The sequence below is a fragment of the Pseudomonas sp. CFII64 genome (assembly GCF_000416235.1).
In the GTDB taxonomy this organism is placed as follows: Bacteria; Pseudomonadota; Gammaproteobacteria; order Pseudomonadales; family Pseudomonadaceae; genus Aquipseudomonas.
This window is the reverse complement of sequence record NZ_ATLO01000047.1, coordinates 87,336-105,268: the sequence shown is the minus strand read 5'-3', so window position 1 is coordinate 105,268 and position 17,933 is coordinate 87,336. Positions and strand designations below refer to the sequence as shown.

At 50.2% G+C, this 17,933-nt stretch carries 7 protein-coding genes and 1 pseudogene; 5 read left to right on the top strand and 3 right to left on the bottom strand.

Going from position 1 to position 17,933, the window contains the following annotated elements; genetic code table 11:
* The first annotated feature begins 209 nt into the window (after window positions 1–209).
* The 3 genes from CFII64_RS22535 to CFII64_RS22525 all read left to right on the top strand — a co-directional run bounded on the left by CFII64_RS22535 (window position 210) and on the right by CFII64_RS22525 (window position 2,299).
* Entirely contained in the window at window positions 210–542 is a 333-nt protein-coding gene (locus tag CFII64_RS22535; protein WP_020293162.1) for a hypothetical protein, read from the top strand.
* A 497-nt stretch (window positions 543–1,039) separates the two neighbouring features.
* The gene (locus CFII64_RS22530) at window positions 1,040–1,735 is read left to right on the top strand and encodes a hypothetical protein (protein ID WP_020293161.1); all 696 of its coding nucleotides are present in this window, start codon (window positions 1,040–1,042) and stop codon (window positions 1,733–1,735) included.
* 24 nt (window positions 1,736–1,759) lie between these two features.
* Complete coding sequence (locus CFII64_RS22525; RefSeq protein ID WP_020293160.1) at window positions 1,760–2,299, top strand: hypothetical protein; 540 nt, start codon at window positions 1,760–1,762, stop codon at window positions 2,297–2,299.
* A 265-nt stretch (window positions 2,300–2,564) separates the two neighbouring features.
* Here CFII64_RS22525 and CFII64_RS22520 read toward each other — a convergent pair whose 3' ends face one another.
* Complete coding sequence (locus tag CFII64_RS22520; protein WP_020293159.1) at window positions 2,565–10,037, bottom strand: CHC2 zinc finger domain-containing protein; 7,473 nt, start codon at window positions 10,035–10,037, stop codon at window positions 2,565–2,567.
* 275 nt (window positions 10,038–10,312) lie between these two features.
* On the opposite strand from CFII64_RS22520, the pseudogene CFII64_RS29475 reads away from it, so the two are divergent.
* Window positions 10,313–10,808, top strand: a pseudogene (locus CFII64_RS29475) (tyrosine-type recombinase/integrase).
* Between the two features lie 110 nt (window positions 10,809–10,918).
* Here the strand turns inward: CFII64_RS29475 and CFII64_RS22515 are convergent.
* On the bottom strand, window positions 10,919–16,000 hold the full coding sequence (locus CFII64_RS22515; RefSeq protein WP_020293158.1) for a hypothetical protein: 5,082 nt from the start codon (window positions 15,998–16,000) through the stop codon (window positions 10,919–10,921).
* A gap of 631 nt (window positions 16,001–16,631) precedes the next feature.
* Window positions 16,632–17,132 carry a nuclear transport factor 2 family protein gene (locus CFII64_RS22510; protein ID WP_020293156.1) on the bottom strand — a complete coding sequence of 167 codons (501 nt, stop codon included), beginning with the start codon at window positions 17,130–17,132 and terminating at the stop codon, window positions 16,632–16,634.
* A gap of 122 nt (window positions 17,133–17,254) precedes the next feature.
* Between CFII64_RS22510 and CFII64_RS22505 the strand changes: the two genes are divergently transcribed.
* Entirely contained in the window at window positions 17,255–17,929 is a 675-nt protein-coding gene (locus CFII64_RS22505; protein ID WP_256208157.1) for a TetR/AcrR family transcriptional regulator, read from the top strand.
* Window positions 17,930–17,933 lie beyond the last annotated feature (4 nt).

Genomic DNA, 17,933 nt, shown 5'->3' with positions numbered 1-17,933 from the left:
GCGAACAAGCGAACAAGCGAACAAGCGACAATACAAGCATAAGAGTCAATAAGCGCCGAATTCGAATGAGAGCTCCGGACGAAAATTTACGTTCATCGGCATTTAGTGGCTAAGGCAGGTCAGATACCACGCAACTCCTTCATATTTCCGAAGCTCCCCACAGTGATAGAATTGGTAACGCTATACACGAAACCCTCTCGAGAATTTGTATGACTACAGAGCTAACGGAAGAAGAAATGCGGCGGGCGCTGTTCGGTGAGCCTAAGGTTCCTGCTTTAGTAATCGACACACACGTGCAAGACACCGCACCCGAAACCGTGATCGCGAAGCCGACAAAGGCAGTGAAGAAAAATAAATTATCAAAAACCTTTACTCCCAGATTGAAAGTCACACTGAGGGTGGGGAATGAATTCGAAGGCAATATGCACGAGATCGTACATGAAGCCGATACGCTCAGCTCCCTAGTTGCAGAGCAAGAAGCTACAAAAATCGCCAAGAAAAAATTCAGGTTTGTGGAAGTTATTTCGGTTAAGTCGATGTAAGCGGGCAAGCTAGGTTCCAAGCGCATTTCACTGCAGCGCCACAACCGACCGACCAGTTCGTGTGGAATGAGGCCTTAATCTCAATCACGGTAGCCGTTATCGCGTTTCGAACGCTAACAGTCAATCCAACATTTCAACGCATAACTGAACATCATCCCTCCCCAACAGACCTCGGATTCAACGGTCAGAAACAGGCGAATGGCGGACACATGGCTCTAGGTTGCTCAGAAAATGGTCCTTCTCCCGTTAAGTTCCAAGCTCGGTGCAGGCTGTTTCGATTTGCAAAACAGTCCGATGCCCCAGAGATACTCTACATCAGCCGTCAGCGAATAGATCTGTATGAATAGAGGATTAGACACACCAGGTATAGTAATTGCCTGCTAGGGCCCCATTTCTGGGCCACTACCTAGCTCCAAGTGAAGTTGATATGCTTGTCAACGGCAAGCAACGATCGTAGTAAGCATTCGCTCACATGGCATATCAAGGATTCACAAATCATGAAAAAAGTTGATCTTGAAGCGGCAGACCCAAAAGTCGAGCCGTTTGATGAGAAGTTACACCGCATTGGAAGAGCTACTATAGGTGCGATCCCAGTTGTGGGAAGCCCGTTATTGGAGATTTTTAATTCGTTACTCGAGGCTCCTTTAAATAGGCGCCGCACGGAAACAATGCTTGCCATTGGGGCTGCTCTTAACGACCTCATAGAGCAAGGAATTGTAACGGAGGCAGGTCTACAGGAAAATGAAGCCTTTGTCAGCACTGTTGCGGAGGTTTGCAATATCTCCCTAAGAAATCACCAAGCAGAGAAACTCGAAGCATTGCGCAACGCTGTAATAAATTCTGCGCTGCCTACATGTCCAAGCGATGATTATCGCCAGGTATTTCTCAATTTTGTAGACGTATGCACAGTTTCTCACATTAGACTGCTAAAGCTTTTCGAGAATCCTGATCGGTGGTTTGCGGATAACAACCGAGTAAAACCGTACCAAACCACAGTTTCTTTATCCCAGATTATCGCAAGCGCCATGCCCGAGCTAATTGAAAACCATGAAATTCTCGATAGCATATGGGCTGACCTCTATCAAAAGGGATTGGTTGAAGTAAAGCAGCTTGAAATGATTCTAAGCGCGGATAGTTGTTTATCAAAACAGACCACACAGTTCGGCAGCAAACTAGTGACTTTTTTGAGTTAACTGCCAGGAGAGCGAGGTAATCTTTTGAAGCAGATCTTTTACGCTGGCAACGATCGTCAACCGTGCGCTGCCGAATATGCAATAGTCATGGATGGCTCCGGCTCTATCCAACGTGCTCACATTGTCGTGGTCCAGTCGTCACAGAAAGGTGTGTGGACCAGTTTGTACAATACTGACGAGGGAAGAGACAACGTATTAAACAGGATTTTGGCACAAGATCTTCTTGGGGTCAGAGTAGAGTTTTTGACATTTAATATTATCTTAGATCTGTCCACCCGAATGGAAGGTTTCCGACTGCCTATAAGGCTAAATTGGGAGGATTATATGATCAAGGGAAACGCTTACAAATCTAAATTTTCTCCGACACTTAACTTTAAAACGTTACTGCTTCAGGTTTTTCGTAAAGAGTACAGGGAAACTTGCATTTGGAGTGGTCATGTGGTAGGTGGCTGCGCAAATTTCTACACTGATCTGATGGATCCGGAGCGGCACCCACTAGACATTATTGAGGCTAGTAAACTCCTCGAACAAGCCGGATACAGTCGCCCCAAACGTCGCGGCTAACTCAAAGCCAACGAACGTATCTCAATGGAGGGATGGCGCAGCACTAGTGACAGGAAGCTAGGTGAAAAGCATAGCAGAGGCCCCCCATCGCTTTTGGCTCATAACTGCCGGTTGTGAGGGGCAGCAACCGGCCAGAAGCGGACATACCGTGATCACTCTACACCCTCGGCGCTCTGTATCAGATATCGGGGCATTAACGCAGCGAGGAAAAATACTGAGTAGGCGGTTTATCATATAAAAGCACCAACACTCGTTCCAATCTTTACTATTCTTCGATCCAAGAAGGAACTGAGATAAACGGTAACTCCTCACCTTCTCGCAAAGTCATATCTGCATCTATCCAATCATAAAACGCAGGTGAAGATAGCAGATCTTGCTTTTCCACAGATGAAAACGGCTGTTGATAACCGTTATTGAAAAACGACTTTGCTCTTTCTTGTATTGTTTTTTCATCAGAAAAATTCTTACTAAATCCCTCGAAAAATTTAATATCTATATTATTTATACCTTGCGCAATAGTCTGCCAAAATAAACCTCGGCTTCTTAGCTTCCCTGAAAGCTCTCGCGCTACATTACCTGGATCGGATAACTCGCCGTTGGAGGGAATCGCTGCGCACAACCTACGATCTAGTGTTTTCTCATCGACAGTTTCTGCAATTGGTAAATAGGCAACCAACTGTAAAGGAACAGGAAGCATCTGAGGGCGAGGTTTGCCTTCAAGCATATTATGGGGGTCAATGTCCGCAATAACCAACGCCTGATCCCCGTCACTCAATGGGTCGTCCTTACTATTGTAATAAATACCTTTCGACCAACCATGATATGGAGTTAAGCTTTCGATGTACCCATGTGTTCCCCCTCCGTTTTTCCAACTCTCTCGCCCGATAAAGCAACTGCCGCCTTTCAAGCCTGAACCGACACCGTTGATGAAGACGGTCGTTGTACCAGCTGCTAACAGGCCAGCCTGACCTGCTATCCAGTAGTCAGCGGTACGCGTTGTGGCAGCTGGAACAATCATGATCGACCTTCGAGAGCCAACCCCACCGTTTTTTGAACAAACTGACAGCCAATTAGAAAGCCCCTTAAGATCCTCCCATACATCACCCTCAGACACTCCAAGTCCAAACCTCGAACACATAGCTGCGTAGTCCCTCGCCATCTCAGGAATATTCGTGGGACTCGTAAAAAGAAATATCTCAGAACAAATCAACTCCATAAAATTCGCCAAAGGCAAACCAGAGTACGCGAGCAACTTCACTACGCCCTCAATACTTATTTCCCAGTCAAGACGTAATTTATCTACTATTTTTCCAGGAACAAACAATGGCGCCAAGGGTTGTGTTCCAGGCCGTATAAACTCGTTCAGAGCAACCGACCTATATTTTTTTGGCCGACTTAAATTTAGAACAATACCTTGGCTAATTTCATCATTTGCAGAATCCACACTCAGACCGCCTCGAACTTCAGAGGGCCTCAGGTATTCGCGTATATCTTTCGGAACAGGCCATAAAAGATTAAGAGTCGCGCTTTTGGCAGGAAGTATCGATTCAGAATCAAACTCCAAGTAAGTTCCGGCTAGCACAGCAACTGTTTTTCCAGGTAAACACTTATCCTTCAACCATCTGACTGTTTCCGGACGCACCGAGTACTCCGGCAAGATTAACAAATCCACACCAAAAGATTCACAGGCATCCACAACACTACGTAGTAGCCTACGACGACGGTGCTCCACCCAACTTGGCAACAAAATCTTCTTCTCTCTCCAAAGATGATTTAATCCAGTTGCATCAGTGGCGCTTAAAAGGGAACCGTAAGGAGAGTCTTTTAGATATCTTAACTTTTTAATTACTGTGGATTTACAGCCAGGACTAAAAGGCCATTTCTTTGGCGTAGCTTCAACCATCGGATGAGCATAACTTAGCTCTTGATGATCCCACTGAACAAACGCAACACGCACATGCCCTAAATTCTTACTATCCTTTCGATCGCTCCAAGCCCCCTTCTGACTTAACTTGAAAGAGCTTGCCCGTGCTTTAATTGTCGCCTCACTAAGTACCACTTCAACGGGTCTATCTTCAGTTTTTTCAGCAAAGTCCGGGGAGCGATTATCGGTAGATTGATCATTTGAATCGATATTTTCACCCGCTTCCAGAGAAAAAATATCTTTTTGAGGTTCAGCGTCTTCTACCTCCACAGGCGTATCTTGCCCTACTTCCGCTACCGGGATAACTTCATCACTACCGACCTTTGCTACAACACTATTATCTTCAGAAGTATTTGCAGACGTTTTTAACAGCGCAATGGATGCAAATGGCTCACCAAGAACAGAAATCGAAAGCAGTCGATCACTACTCCTATCGTAAACCTCTGTCCATACACGAACTACTCTTCGATCAGAGTCAAAGCTTTCCTCTACATGTCGAGCTCGCAACGGATATTGCGAGATCATCCAAGGCTTTATATCCCAAGCAAGTCCCCTAGAGTCTGTAAAGCGCTTGGTTTGCGCATTGAAACCATAAGCTTGCTCCATAACCAGAACCACATTAAGACCAAGCTCAAAATCCAAGTCTTTAACCATATTACAGACGGTTTCTAGCAACTCAAGATTAAGAACATCAAGAGCCTTTTCTGTAACATCGAAGAAAGGCCAATCAGTCGACTCTGGCTCAATTAAATCTTTAACACTTATACTTGCGAGTGCTACAGCGATTGTTTCTATTGCGCTGCTAATACATGATGATATTTGTGGGCTGCCATCATCTGCCAACCTCATCCGGTAACCCAAATGCGTGACAAGCAAACGTAATAAATCCAGAAGACTTATATTGTCATCAATGTTTGTATCCGTTCTCCCGGAATCCGCCACAGCTACGCTGGCGGGCGGAATCTCCCACTCGACGGGAAAATCAAACCCCTCGTATCTTGCAAATCCACCATGGCTTCTGAGCGAGGCAAGAATACCCTGCAAAGCAACAGCGATACCGGAGCTTACTGCTCCTGCTCGAAGTGTTCTCCATGCGAATAATGGAGAAATCTGAGCGTTTTGGTCCACTGACCACAAGCTTCTAGTGAACGTTAAGATCCCCACCAAATCCCGTCGCAACCCAATTGTTGCAGTTGGAGCAGTGGCTAAGACCTCGCCAATGCTCAAAGGTAATTTGCTCAAAACTCTATCGGCAACTGCCCGAAGAAATATAGTTAACTCTGTTAAATCAACATTCTTCTCATAGCGAACCCACATCCCCGCTGTTTCAGTTTCCGTTGCGAGAAGATGCATCAATTGTAAAAGGGGGTTATCAGTTGTATCCGGAAATTTTTCTAATAACTCAAGAGCTCTTTCAACGCTAGCTGGAAGAAAACTGTGAGGTATTATGCGTCGCCCAATTTGTGAGTTGGCAAACGCCCCTCTCAGCTTTCGAAGTTGGCTTCTCAAAACGTAATGAGAAGGTTCTGCGAGCGTTGCCTCATCTAAAGGCACCTCTGACTCGGATGAGCTAAACTTGGCTATATCATCATGAAATCCTAAGTAATCACTTAGAGCTACACCAGCACGCCATAGCTGAGCCTCATAGATTGGAACCTCTATAGTCCTCAATGCCCGGCCGCCATCTCTCACAAAAGCTCTATTACCCACCTCTCCTTTTGGCACGCCCTCGCATATAAGATAGGAAGCTTGACCAGGCGTGTTAATCGCTATATAGGGCCAGGCCGGAATCAACTCCAGGCCTTCATTTTGCCTTTCGTACTCAGCCATCATCAAAACTAACGACCTGTAGAGATTTGCAGCCTGTCTCAACACGCTGGCATTTACGATAAACTTTCCTGACGGTGGTTTGTCTAATAAAAATAGATTAAGACCCACTGGTAAATCTGAAGCTTTTTTAAGCAATGCTGAGCTAGGGCTTTCCTCCACAACCCATTCAGGCACCGCGGCTATAACCACTCCATTTTCAGCGCCAAAAAAAACCAGATCAGATTGACTATTCTCCTTAGAAAATGCGTCATAAAACTCAAATGAATTTACACTACATAAATTTTCAGTAGTACCTTCATCTACTTTACACGCAACCATTCGCCTTTGATTAACACCGGGAAGAGGAGGCATTATTAGGAGTTTACCGCCTGCTCCCAGAGAACTTAACAAGCAAACTCTCTTAGAGAGCAAACTAATAATGCTCTCTCTCGGAATCAATGCAACCAAGACTTGTAAAGCCAAACCAAAATACTTTGTCCCTGATTTAGCGAAAAACTCTAGATCATCTGGATTTCCGTCCGAAGGTAGGAAATATCGGTAAAATTTATATGATTCATTATTATCTTCCCCTACGCTTCTCGACAAAGCTTTATATTGCGTCACATACGAGCTTAATGGGTCAGATTCAGAACATCGATTTGCCAACATCAGTTGTTCTACGGCCGCATGAAACCAGTCAAAAGGCAGCCAGGAGCGTACATACATAGACCGCTCTGCATAGGTCTTAGTTCTACGTACTGGCACCCCACAAGATTTCGCCGCCTTCCACTCTAGCAGATCCAACCTTTTTTCTAGTTGATACTTGAGCTTTGAGTCGTTAGTTAGAACATTCTGTCTAAATCCTTCCTCAAGCACGACCTTTGCCAAATAAGAAATTCGCTTTTGCCGAAGAGCATTTTCTGACGCACTCAAACCTAGCTGAAGGCTATTTTTATGGTCAATAAGCTTTTCCAGCCCTTCTAACGCGAACAGGCTTGGGGCTTCCCACCCAAAACTATCGGAGTCTAAGACCCACCCTGCGTCCTCAGTACACTCTTTCCAATACTTCTCATATAGCTTCCATGCTTTATCCGCAATCGAATCTGATTCCGAATCTACAACAGATAATTTAGATGCTACAGCATACCAAAGCAACCTAGCACCTTTTGCAAGTTCGCTTGATCGCAAATCCATTGCTAAGAACGATGTCTTTACAGTTTGCAAAACAACATCTGTTGAGCTCCTGTATATTTCCCAGTTCGATAATAGGTGCAGAGCTGACTGTCTGTCCGATGGAGGAGCACCTGACCAAAACTCCCATCCTGTTTCACCATCACCCGCTAAAGGCGGCTCCCAGGCGGGGCCCGACGCCTCCAACGCACGTCCTTGATTCGCATAATCAGAAAACTCCTCCGCTGTCATCGGAGGAATTGCGTCGGCCTTGGCTACCAATGCCAAATCTAAAGCCCGTGTCTTTAGGTCTACTACCTCTCGTAGCTCTTCCAACAACTCAGCGCTACTAGCCAATAATATAATGTCATCAACGTACCTTGCGTAACCTAGATGAGTCTCCTCATTTACATTGTATTTCTTCATCAACTCGAGTGCTGCAAGATCCACGGGAAATAGTGCAACAGACCCTAACCACGCAGAGATCACAGGGCCCTGAGGGATGCCTCGCAGTGGGTCTGAACGAGTGATTCGCCCATTATCTGGACGTAGATATGGATAACCAAAAACCATATCACACAACTGCTCGACAACACTTGCAGCTTTATCAGCAGCCTGCCCCATTTCTGCTTGAGCTTTCAGTAACTCTGCGAATGCTGGTGCATTTCCCGCTACAGACTCCAGTGCTTTTTCAATATGTGGCTGAATGCTATCCCTAACAACATGTCGACGTATACGGTCATAGTATCGACTCACATCGAGGCGAATAGCGTATACGTACTTTATTTCTTTGGCTTGCTTATTAAGAGACTGCATAAAGTCGCGCCAACAGTCTAGGAATGGACGAAACATCCCCTGATCCGTGGCGGGCTGCCTGCCCTCAATGACTTCCATATCAATCTGATAGGCGAAACTCAATGTCTGATCTGATAGAACCAACGGCTTCAAATCGTTAGACAGACCGGTAGTTACTGTTTTTCGTTCTTCACGGTAGTAACGCACTGCAGGAATGCAATGGCTGAAGTTCGTCCCCCCCAGAGCGGATGCATCCCAACGCTCCGTCAATAATTCATTCAACACGTACTGATGAACTATTAAGTCCTCGGGCTGAGGCATGACCTTAAGCCTTGGTTCATCTGAACCAAAAGATCGAGGGACCCAAACAGCCTCGAATGGACCAATAGGTTCACTCAATTCATTAGACAGTCGTTCATGAAGCAGTATGTTGAATGCACTGGCAGCGACATCTAGCCGTTCCCACTTTGACTCGTCACAAGGAAGCTCACCTCTCCGCGACCCCATATACGCGAGTAGTCTGGCATGGTTTAGCCGGGCATCAGAATTGGTTAGATAACACTCCGATACCGCGGTTTCAGTTGCCACATCGACGTTGAGAAATTGCAGCCATTCCTCCATTGCAGCTACAGAGGTGCCTTTTTGATTACCTTCGATAAGCTTTTTTATTTTTTCAGGGGTGTTGCCAACAATTTTTCGAAGCTCCGTTCGCGCTTTCTCGAACGCTCTATATTTTCTAGAGCGAGAGGCATTATCCCAACGATGTGCCTCCAAGAGGTCGTCAGCATCAACCCCAAATTGATTTGCGAATACCGCTATACCACTTTCGTATGTGGAGTCTTTTAGAAGAAGTAGCGCATTCTGCGCAGACAATCCAGAAAGATACTCATCCGGATCTTTAGTGCGAGTCGAGCCTCCAACCCCCTTAATCTGAGTGGCCGTCGGCCAAATAAATAGCACATCGAGATTAGCACTTAGCAATTTAAGCGCGGTTTCGGAAGCGCCCCTTAGTCCTGCCTCATCACGATCAAAGCAAATGCAGATTGTTAAAGATGCAACCTTTGAAGGCAGAGAGTCGCTTATTCCCTTGATAATTTGCACTTGCTCTTTGCTGAGCGATATACCCATTACTGCTATTGCAGGCAGCCCTATACTTTCCAGCTTCAGCGCATCAAGAAAACCCTCACAAACATACAAGCGAAGATCTTTTTTACCTTCTTTAGCCGACTTTCGTATAGAACTTGCGGCTTGTTCTATACGAAATAGCGTCTTAGATTTCGGGAAACTCTTTGAAAATAAATATTTTGGTGTTTGATCATCTAAAGCACGCCCCGCGAGACCCAACAGCTTTTTTTGCTCGTCTCTTATCGGAAATACAATACGATCCCCAGTAAAAAAATCCGCGTAACGGATATCTTGGCTGGACTGCAAATTCAGATGGTAATTTATAGTACCTACACTAGGAAGAAGTTTACGAATGAGGCTCGCTTCTTCTAATGCTCCAGCCAACTCTCGCTGAGTTGCAGCCGGCTTTGTAATCGATATCTGTTTAGAGAGGGAGTTTTTGTGTGCGTACAAAAAACCTGCTTTTTCTAATGCAGCCAAGTCCAAACTTCGACTAGAAGCCCATGTGGCTAGACGCTCTTTATCATTGCTTACTTTATAAAGCTTGTACGCAAGCTCTAGCCCTGGGGTCTCTGACTGCTCAACCTTCAGATCCTTACGCCCGCTCTCCTTTCGGATAGAAATACTAGAGTAACTTGGTGAGAGCCATTCCACCGCCCCTTTGAAGTCTAGATTAAGAACACCTCTCACCAGATCAATCGCATCTCCATGCTCACCACAAGCAAAACAGTGAAAATGCTGCGGAGATTTATCTCTACTCGTATCTATTAGAAGAGAGGGAGTCTTATCGCTATGGAATGGGCATAACGCAAGCTTTCGCGTGGCTGACTCATTTCGCAGCTCCATTCCCAACCGCTCAGCTACCTTGTCAATTTCGACTTCATGCAGCAGCTTCTCAATGTTGATGCGGGGCATGCCGATTCCTTTCGCTGTTAGCTTAATTATGGCAGGAGGTGTTTGCTGGCCCCATCATATCCGCATATTTGAGTACCGCACATGGCAGCCTCACTTGGACACCTCTTACACAGGGATCTTCCGACGAACCCGCTATTAGTACGATGGGGTTGCACAGCTCTCAAATGATAACAAGTATTATTTTCCGCGCTGAATCGCCCTGGATTTCGTAGACAGCGACTGTCCGCTCCTGGCCGGTTAGCGACCGCTGCTCTGTTGCGGAAAGAACCCGATATCTGGCTTTCTTCGATCTGGCCATCGACAGCAAGCTTCGAGCCTGCGACTTAACCAAGCTCCACGTGCGCGATGTCGCTCATGGCGAGCACGTATCATCACGAGCCATGGTGATGCAGCAGAAAACGCAGCGGCCTGTGCAGTTTGAGATCACTGAGCAAACACGGTCTGCTCTCGCGGCCTGGATACACCGGGCCCAGCTACACAGCGAGGACTGCCTTTTTCCTAGCCGACTGCATACTTCAGACCATCTATCTACTCGTCAATACGCTCGTATCGTCAAAGGCTGGGTGAAAGCCGTAAGCCTTGATCCAGCGATGTATGGCACGCACACAATGAGACGTACGAAAGCATACTGATCTATCGCAGGACGAAGAACCTGCGGGCGGTTCAGTTGCTGCTCGGCATACGAAGCTGGAGAGCACTGTGCGATACCTGGGGATTGAGGTCGATGACGCCCTGGAAATGGCGGAACAGACTGAGGTTGACCATGTATAGCGACGGTCGAAGTCAGACCGTCGCTAACCGGCCAGAAGCGGTCATCGGCTGTCTAGGGAATTCGTGGCGACTCACCTGTCAGCCAGTTCCTTGGCAAAAAATAGAGAGCGTCAGGTAGCCGGTGTTACGAAGTCGTCCCGCATTCTGAACGCTGCGGATGAGCCGCTTTCGACAAGCACGTCGAGCACATACAGAATCGCCTCGCGCAGTGTGGGATCACGCTTGAGTTCTAGCGGGCGTGAGTAGACATGCCGCTGGAGTAGGCTTTCGAGTATGAAAACGGTGTTGGACTCGCGCAGCATGTCGGCGTTATTTCCCAGTCTGAGCGCATTTGCGATGTGTACAAAAGCTGTTGGCATGGAGCGCTCGCCTATGTAGTAGAGAAAACGGGCGTAGCTGTCCAGTACTATCGAGACCGGCGGCAGAGCATTGAACAGCGAGTCGACGTTATGGGCGTAGCCTTCCAGGCTCCGCCAGTGCCGGACATCGTCCTTCCAATACGAGGTCAGGAAGATCGTCGAGAGTACCTCACTGCCGTATGGATGCTCATTTTCCAGATGGGCAAGCCACTTGGCGTGCTTGACCCTCTCGGCCAACAGGTTCCACAAAAACCAGTACTGCTTGGTGTTGGGGTTGCGATCCTCGCTGCTGGTTAATCCTTGGACGACGCTATGGATTTCGCGTGGATGCCTGTCAACCGCATCCAGGATGGGCAGCAGGACTTGTGCCGCATCGACATCTGCCACACGCATGACAAATTCTTGCACGCAGTAGGATATCGACTGTTCACTTTCGAAGTTTCGGTCACGCCGACCGTTAGAGCGGCCGTACTCGCGGTTCCAGCAGTCGACCAAGTATTCACTGGCGCGTCTGTACACAGCCACAGCAAGAGGTTCGTTGGGGGCCTGGCCGAGAATCACGAGGACTTTTGCGAACGCCTCAGCACCGAATGTCTCGGTGATTTCGAGTCGGATGTGCGCATCTTCGGCGATGGCTCCGTCAGTCCAGAAACGCTTGCGAACCGCTGAGGCTGCGGCAGCGACGATTGCTTCCAGCGGGTTCCGCTTGTCGTGACGCTTCTTCTCTTCGGCTGTCCAATAACAATTGGAAATAGAGGCCTCTGTAGAAATAGCATTGACAGTGAGGAGGGCGAGAGCGGGATTTGCTGTCCAGAACTGGTCGTCAATGCCCCTGGCGGCATACCAACGGACTTCGTCAATCGGGTGGGTTATTGCAGTGATAAAGGCCAGGCGCACGCGCGTTGTTTGGCTTTGGGTCAGGGGCTTGGATAGAAGCAGCGGGACCACAAAAGCACACGGACGATCTGCCTGCATCGAGAACCTCTGCATTCGGTTTATAGTTCCCCATGCGTCCGCGTGCCTAGAGATTTCCGAGCAGATGACATCAATGCACCAGTCCTGCTCTTTCGGTGACATCTCCTCCCAGTGATCGCGGACGCAGACCGCAGCGGCGAAGCCGGGGGCATTTCGGCTGCTTTCCGGGTATTCATTGGTGCGGTCCATCTCCTGCGCACCTGACAGTATCTCCCTCCATTGTGCCGGTTCAGCAGAGCCAAGTTTGTATTGGAAGATCTGGAGTCCCCAGTTGTAGATGCCTAGCCGGGCATTCGTTTCTTCCGTGTCTTTTGCGCTCTCCTCAATGAATTGCTGCACTTCCGGGGCCGCGGGTTTGGGTTCCAGACTGATGTAGCTCTTCGTTGGCTTTTCGCTGTCCACTGTGGATGTCGCGGCCAATGCTGGCTGGGCTTCAGATACGACATACTGGCGCAAGTCCATCCGATGAAGGGCAAGTTGCCATATGAGGTCATCTTCTTTGCGCTTATCCAATGCAGCCAGTTCAGCCAGGTGCTTGTCGATGATAGCGTGAACCCTTGGGGCAAGAGAGCCGAATTGCAGGTTTGCGATAGCTACTTCTAGGTCATGTTGACGATGCGGTAGCTCGTTCGACTGCTTCCTTTCCTCTTCGTAGATTTTGTCCTCGGTGTGCAGGGTAGGGAACATTCCCGCAAGCATGGAAGTCTGGTGCTCGCTGGCCATGCGACTGCGGTCGATAAGGATGTAGTCTTGCACAGAAAGCAGTGCTAGAAGAGCCTCCCCGGATTGGTGAGGATGGGCGGTTGCCACGCTTGCAACGACAGCTGCGAGTGCTGCGGAATCGCTGCGGTGCAGGATCCCAAGCAGCACGGTGTCCAATCCCTCAGGGTGGGATTTGGCATAGTCGAGCAGCCATTTCTCGAGAGCCATCAGCAGCGACTGGAGCACATAAGGGCTGACGCCCAAGCCTCGGTACATCCCCCAGAGCCGCGGGTTTACCCATTGTTTCCGCACTAGCCCATCTGCGAGCGTCAACTCGACTTCCCAAGCGGGTTCCAGTCGGTCACCAAGGCGTGGATGCGCGTACCACTCGGCACTGTGATTGAAGACTTGTACTAGGAAATCGAGGCCCTTTCCCGGATGGCGCGTGAGCAGGTTGACCCATGGTCCTCGAAACGCACTGGCAGGGAGAGAATGGCGGCTTAGGTGTTCCTTGATGCCGAAGTAAAGCTCAATGTCGAGGGATGAACGGCCAAAGGGTTTCTCGCTCAGGTACTCCTCCGTGGCGAGAAAGTTATCTAGTGCGATGGAGACCAAAAGATCCGGCAGGTCGCGGGCCGCAGGTGCGCCGTCGAGACCCGCAAGAATAATGTCGCGGAACTCTTCGGCGACGGGGTCGTGATTCCAGCCGTCCCTGATCTGTCCGCGCATAACAGCTTCGAAGCGAACAGGGTTGGCCTTCGGAATCTTGGCAATGACCTTGAGAACGCGTTTACGTGCATCGCCCCTTCTGTAGCTGTCAACGCGCGGGAGGAGCCAATGAGCAATCCCGGCGATCTGTTCGGCTCCTTCGATGTCCGGTGCCCACCAACTGACGCCGCGTACGGCATCCTCGATCAATGCAAGTAGCAGTGGAGAATCTTCCGAACCAAAACTGCCAATGTTGCGATGAACAAGCCCTGCCACGGTCGCCCAGACCACGCCGTCCGGCACGTTCAGGATCGAACTATGGCCGCGCACGCCGACAAGCCAGGCAGGCGATGTCATGCAGGCAACCCGCAGTAGGTGGATTACCCGCTTGAGTACGGCGCGGTCATTGGCGAGCAAATCAGCCTCGTGCCGCGCCAGAAATTCGGGGGCAGACGGTGCCTTCAAAAGCGAAACCAGCGTGTCGTCGCGGAATTGAGCGGGAGCATCTGCTTGCGTGATGGCTGCTCGGAAGATCCGGTCTGCAGCAGGCTCATCGCGGTCGACCAGTTCGGCAACCCACTTCCGGTAAGAGCGGCGCAGTGCGGGATGCGGACCAATCGCGGAGGAGAGCGCCTTGAATGCCATTTCATCCGTGAGGTGCTGCTCCTCTATCCATTGCAGAATGGCCCAGTCTTCAAGTACGTCGTGCGCCGTCGCAACGAGCAGGGGCTTCCCGTCCGGAGAAACAACGAGGGAGTCCTGTTTCAGCAGAGTGATGGCTACCGGGTCGAGTCCAGAAGCGGATACATGATCTGAAAGGGCACGCGCCCGGCGTACAGCCAGCTCCTGCAAAGCCTCTTCGCGCAGACGCGGCATGCCGTTGGCGGGGTTGTGATCCGCACGTACGATCTGCCGCCAAAAAACAGCCCGAAAATCCCGCTCGCTTTCTGGAAGTGGACGTCCTGCATCCCAGGGAATCTGGCGTGCCTTGTCGATAAAGTACGGGTTGCGCAGGATCTTGCGCAGAGCTGGATTGCCCAGCGGGATCGTCATTGATGGAAACGCTGTCTGAATCTCTTCTAGTTCGGAGTCGTCGAGTGTTGGTACCTCGATGACAGCGTGATCAATTCCTGCAGGTAGAAGGAAGCTGGCCTGTACCTGCTCCACGGAATAGTCGCGACAGGTCATGACGATACCGAGACCGTTGTCTCCCTGAGCAAGGGTCATCAGATCACTGAAGGCGTCGCGTGTGGGTTTTTCGAGCAGGCGTTCGACGCTCTCGATGACGAGTACTTTGCGGTCCTGCGCTCCGAGAATGGCCTGTAGCTCCGTGGCGCGTGCAGGAATCTGACTGTTGTGCAGGGTTTCATCAATATGGGCGACGGCGAACTCCTCAACCCGGAAGCCAAAGGCGAAGAATTCGCGGGAAAGGAAAGACACTGCTTCCTTGCCAATGACCGACTTGCCGCTACCAGCTGGCCCCGTGATCAGGACTACTTGCTTCGTTTCGAGGGCTTCAAGAACTTTCTGAATAATCCCAGCGCGCTGCAGGTGTAAGGTTGGTCCAATCGTTTTGCGGATTTTCCTCAGGACGAAATCCGTATGGTTTCGCAGGGCTGTCAGTACGTGCCTCTCGTGCGTTCCCACTTCGCTGTATGAAAGGACAAGAGAATCTGGAAGGTCAGTGCGTTTCAGGCTTCGAGCGGCTGGATTGGCGTCGCTGGTAAAGGACAGAAGCCTGTTCCAGGCTGCAGTCGCGCTTGCGAGCGGATCTGAGTCAGTGGACTTGAGAGCGAGCAGTGTTTTGATATGTGCTTCGGTCTGACGGGTCGATGTGTGCAGATCGAGGCTCAGGACGTGTAACACGCACAAGAAGGGCCACAGATATTCGGCAGTGACGGGCGTGTCTTCCAGTGCGCTTACAATCGTGCATAGTTCATTGCACTGGGAGACTGACTTCTTAGAGATGAATCCGTTGAGAGACAGTCGCCGCTGGAATTCTTTGCCATCAGCGGCCCCCCTGGCGCAGTCGAGCAGCCCAGAGAAGTTTTCGAGGAGTGTGTTCGTGCCACGTAGAGTGACGAGGACAAAGCGATCGTACTGGGGGTTGAAAGGGTCGGCTTTCTTGAAGTCTTTCCAGAAGTCTCCAACAGCTTTTTTGCACTCATCGTCGGCAGCACTGATCGTGAGGCCGCGCTTCACTTGCCCAACAAGTTGTGCCGGTGCTTCACCTTCCCGCTCGCAGACGACGAGGAAGTCATCTGTGTTGAAACCAAGATGCTCTGTCTGAAAGTGGACCTCTGCAACACCTCTATCAGTCAGTATTGGTGGGATGCTGCGGACGAGCAGTTGCGCCAGCCAATAAGCCTGAACGTGCTGCTCGAAGTAAATGCCTGCGCCCCCGGTGGCAGCTGGGCTTGAAACTCGCTCCTGGTTTTGGCCATCCATAGTGTCCACCTAATATGTTCTCCGTCTTCCGAATCGGGGGGCGGCTGCTTTCAAGGCGTGCCTCGATAGCAACATCATGCGAGCGCTCACACGGCCCGCGCTACGTACAAACTGATCAAGAATAACAAGAATGTAGGAATATCATTAGTTTGGCGGGGGTTCTACTGAGAGTCCGCTTTTGGCCGGGTTCTGCCGTTCACCACCTTCAGCCTCCTATCATGCGCAACCTGTATCCCGAGAGCGGCAGGAAGATCACCCCCTAATCAAAGATGAGAAGCAAAGGCGTAAAATCGATTACAAGCGCCAGACCAGAGCGTGGATATCTCGTGGGGTATTCCAGTTGGTATTCCAATCAAAACTAAAAAATAAATTTATCTTAAATAATCAATGCCATAGGATGCCAATTCAGATTACCCCGGCCCACAAGAAAGCCGCCCGACGAGGGCTTCCCTGCATCTAGGATTTAGAAATTCGCTAAAAACTCGTCCATAGTCCTGTGAACCACCCCACCCCTCACCGACTTCTCAGCACCTACCCCTCCCGCCATCCTCCCCGAATACCACTGGAAAAGGCCACCCAGCCACGCCACTTGCAGCACGCTCAAATCACGCGCCAGCGACCACACCCCCCTTCAAATCCCCGGCTTCACCCGCTCCATCAAATCATTCAGCACGTAGGTGTCCAGAAACGCTTTGACTTCAGTAATCCGGCCATCTTTGAAGGTCATGTGCCACAGGTAATTATTTCTGTACGGCTGCTGATCAAGTGCCGTTGCCTCGCCGTTCCAGAGCACGACAACTACATCGCCCTCGGCAACGATGCTTTGCACCGTGGGTTTGATTGGGCTTGCCAGTCGCGCGCTGATTGGCTTCACCGCCTGCTCCAGCAATGCCTGTTTGCTTTTATAAACACCGGAAACCGGACTTGACCCTGCGACCGTCCACACTGCATCCGGTGCCAGCAGATCGAATGTCGTGCCTTTGCCTTGCTGCCAGTTAACAAACGATTGGCGGACCAGCTCGGTGTTGGAGTGCTGAGCATTTTTCTCCGTGGCCCATGTTGTGGTGGTTAACAGTGCGGAAAGCAGAGCGATGGCTTGAAGGCGATGAAGTGGTTTTGCAGGCCTGCGCATGATTGTTCACCCGGTGGGGTTGTTGGGGTTGTTGGGGTAAAGCTAGCGTGCGTGTGGGCGGGTTGCGTAGCTCGATGCTGCGGGGAGATTGCCTGATGCTGTTTGGCTGAGAGAATTATTTTGTGTCGATCGATACAAAACCCTGTGTTATGTTCGGCGTCACACCGACAGAGCACCATCCGATCATGGCCCGCCCGCGCACATTTGATGAAGCAGAAATCCTGACCGCCGCCGTGGATGCGTTTTGGGTTCGGGGATTTGAGGGCACTTCGACCAGAGATCTGGTCAAGTGCACGGGCCTTAACCAGCCCAGTCTTTACAACGCCTTCGGCGACAAGCGCAGCCTTTATCGGCGCTCCCTTGAGCACTATCTGGAGTGCAGCGTGCGCGCCCGCATCCAGCGTCTGGAGGGGTTGCCGCACGCAGGAATGGCCATCAGCGGATTTTTTGCGGAAGTGCTGGACCGCACGCTGAACGACCCACTTCATCGTGGTTGTTTGCTGGTGAATTCCGCCCTGGAAATGACCGCAGAGGATCCCGACCTGCGCAAGGCCGTGGCCGCTGAACTCGAGACAATTCGCCGTTTTTTTCGAGACCGTTTGCATGCTTTCAGCGACCAAGCAGACGGCGCCGCAGGTATCGATGCGACTCAGGGCGCGAATCATTTGCTCAGCGTATTGCTGGGCGTTCGAGTGTTGGCGCGAGTCAATCCGGACCCGGCATGCGTCACCGACGCTATCGATGTGGCACTCAACAGCCTGGGGTTACCGCCCTTGGTTCATTCAGATGTTCACTGACAAT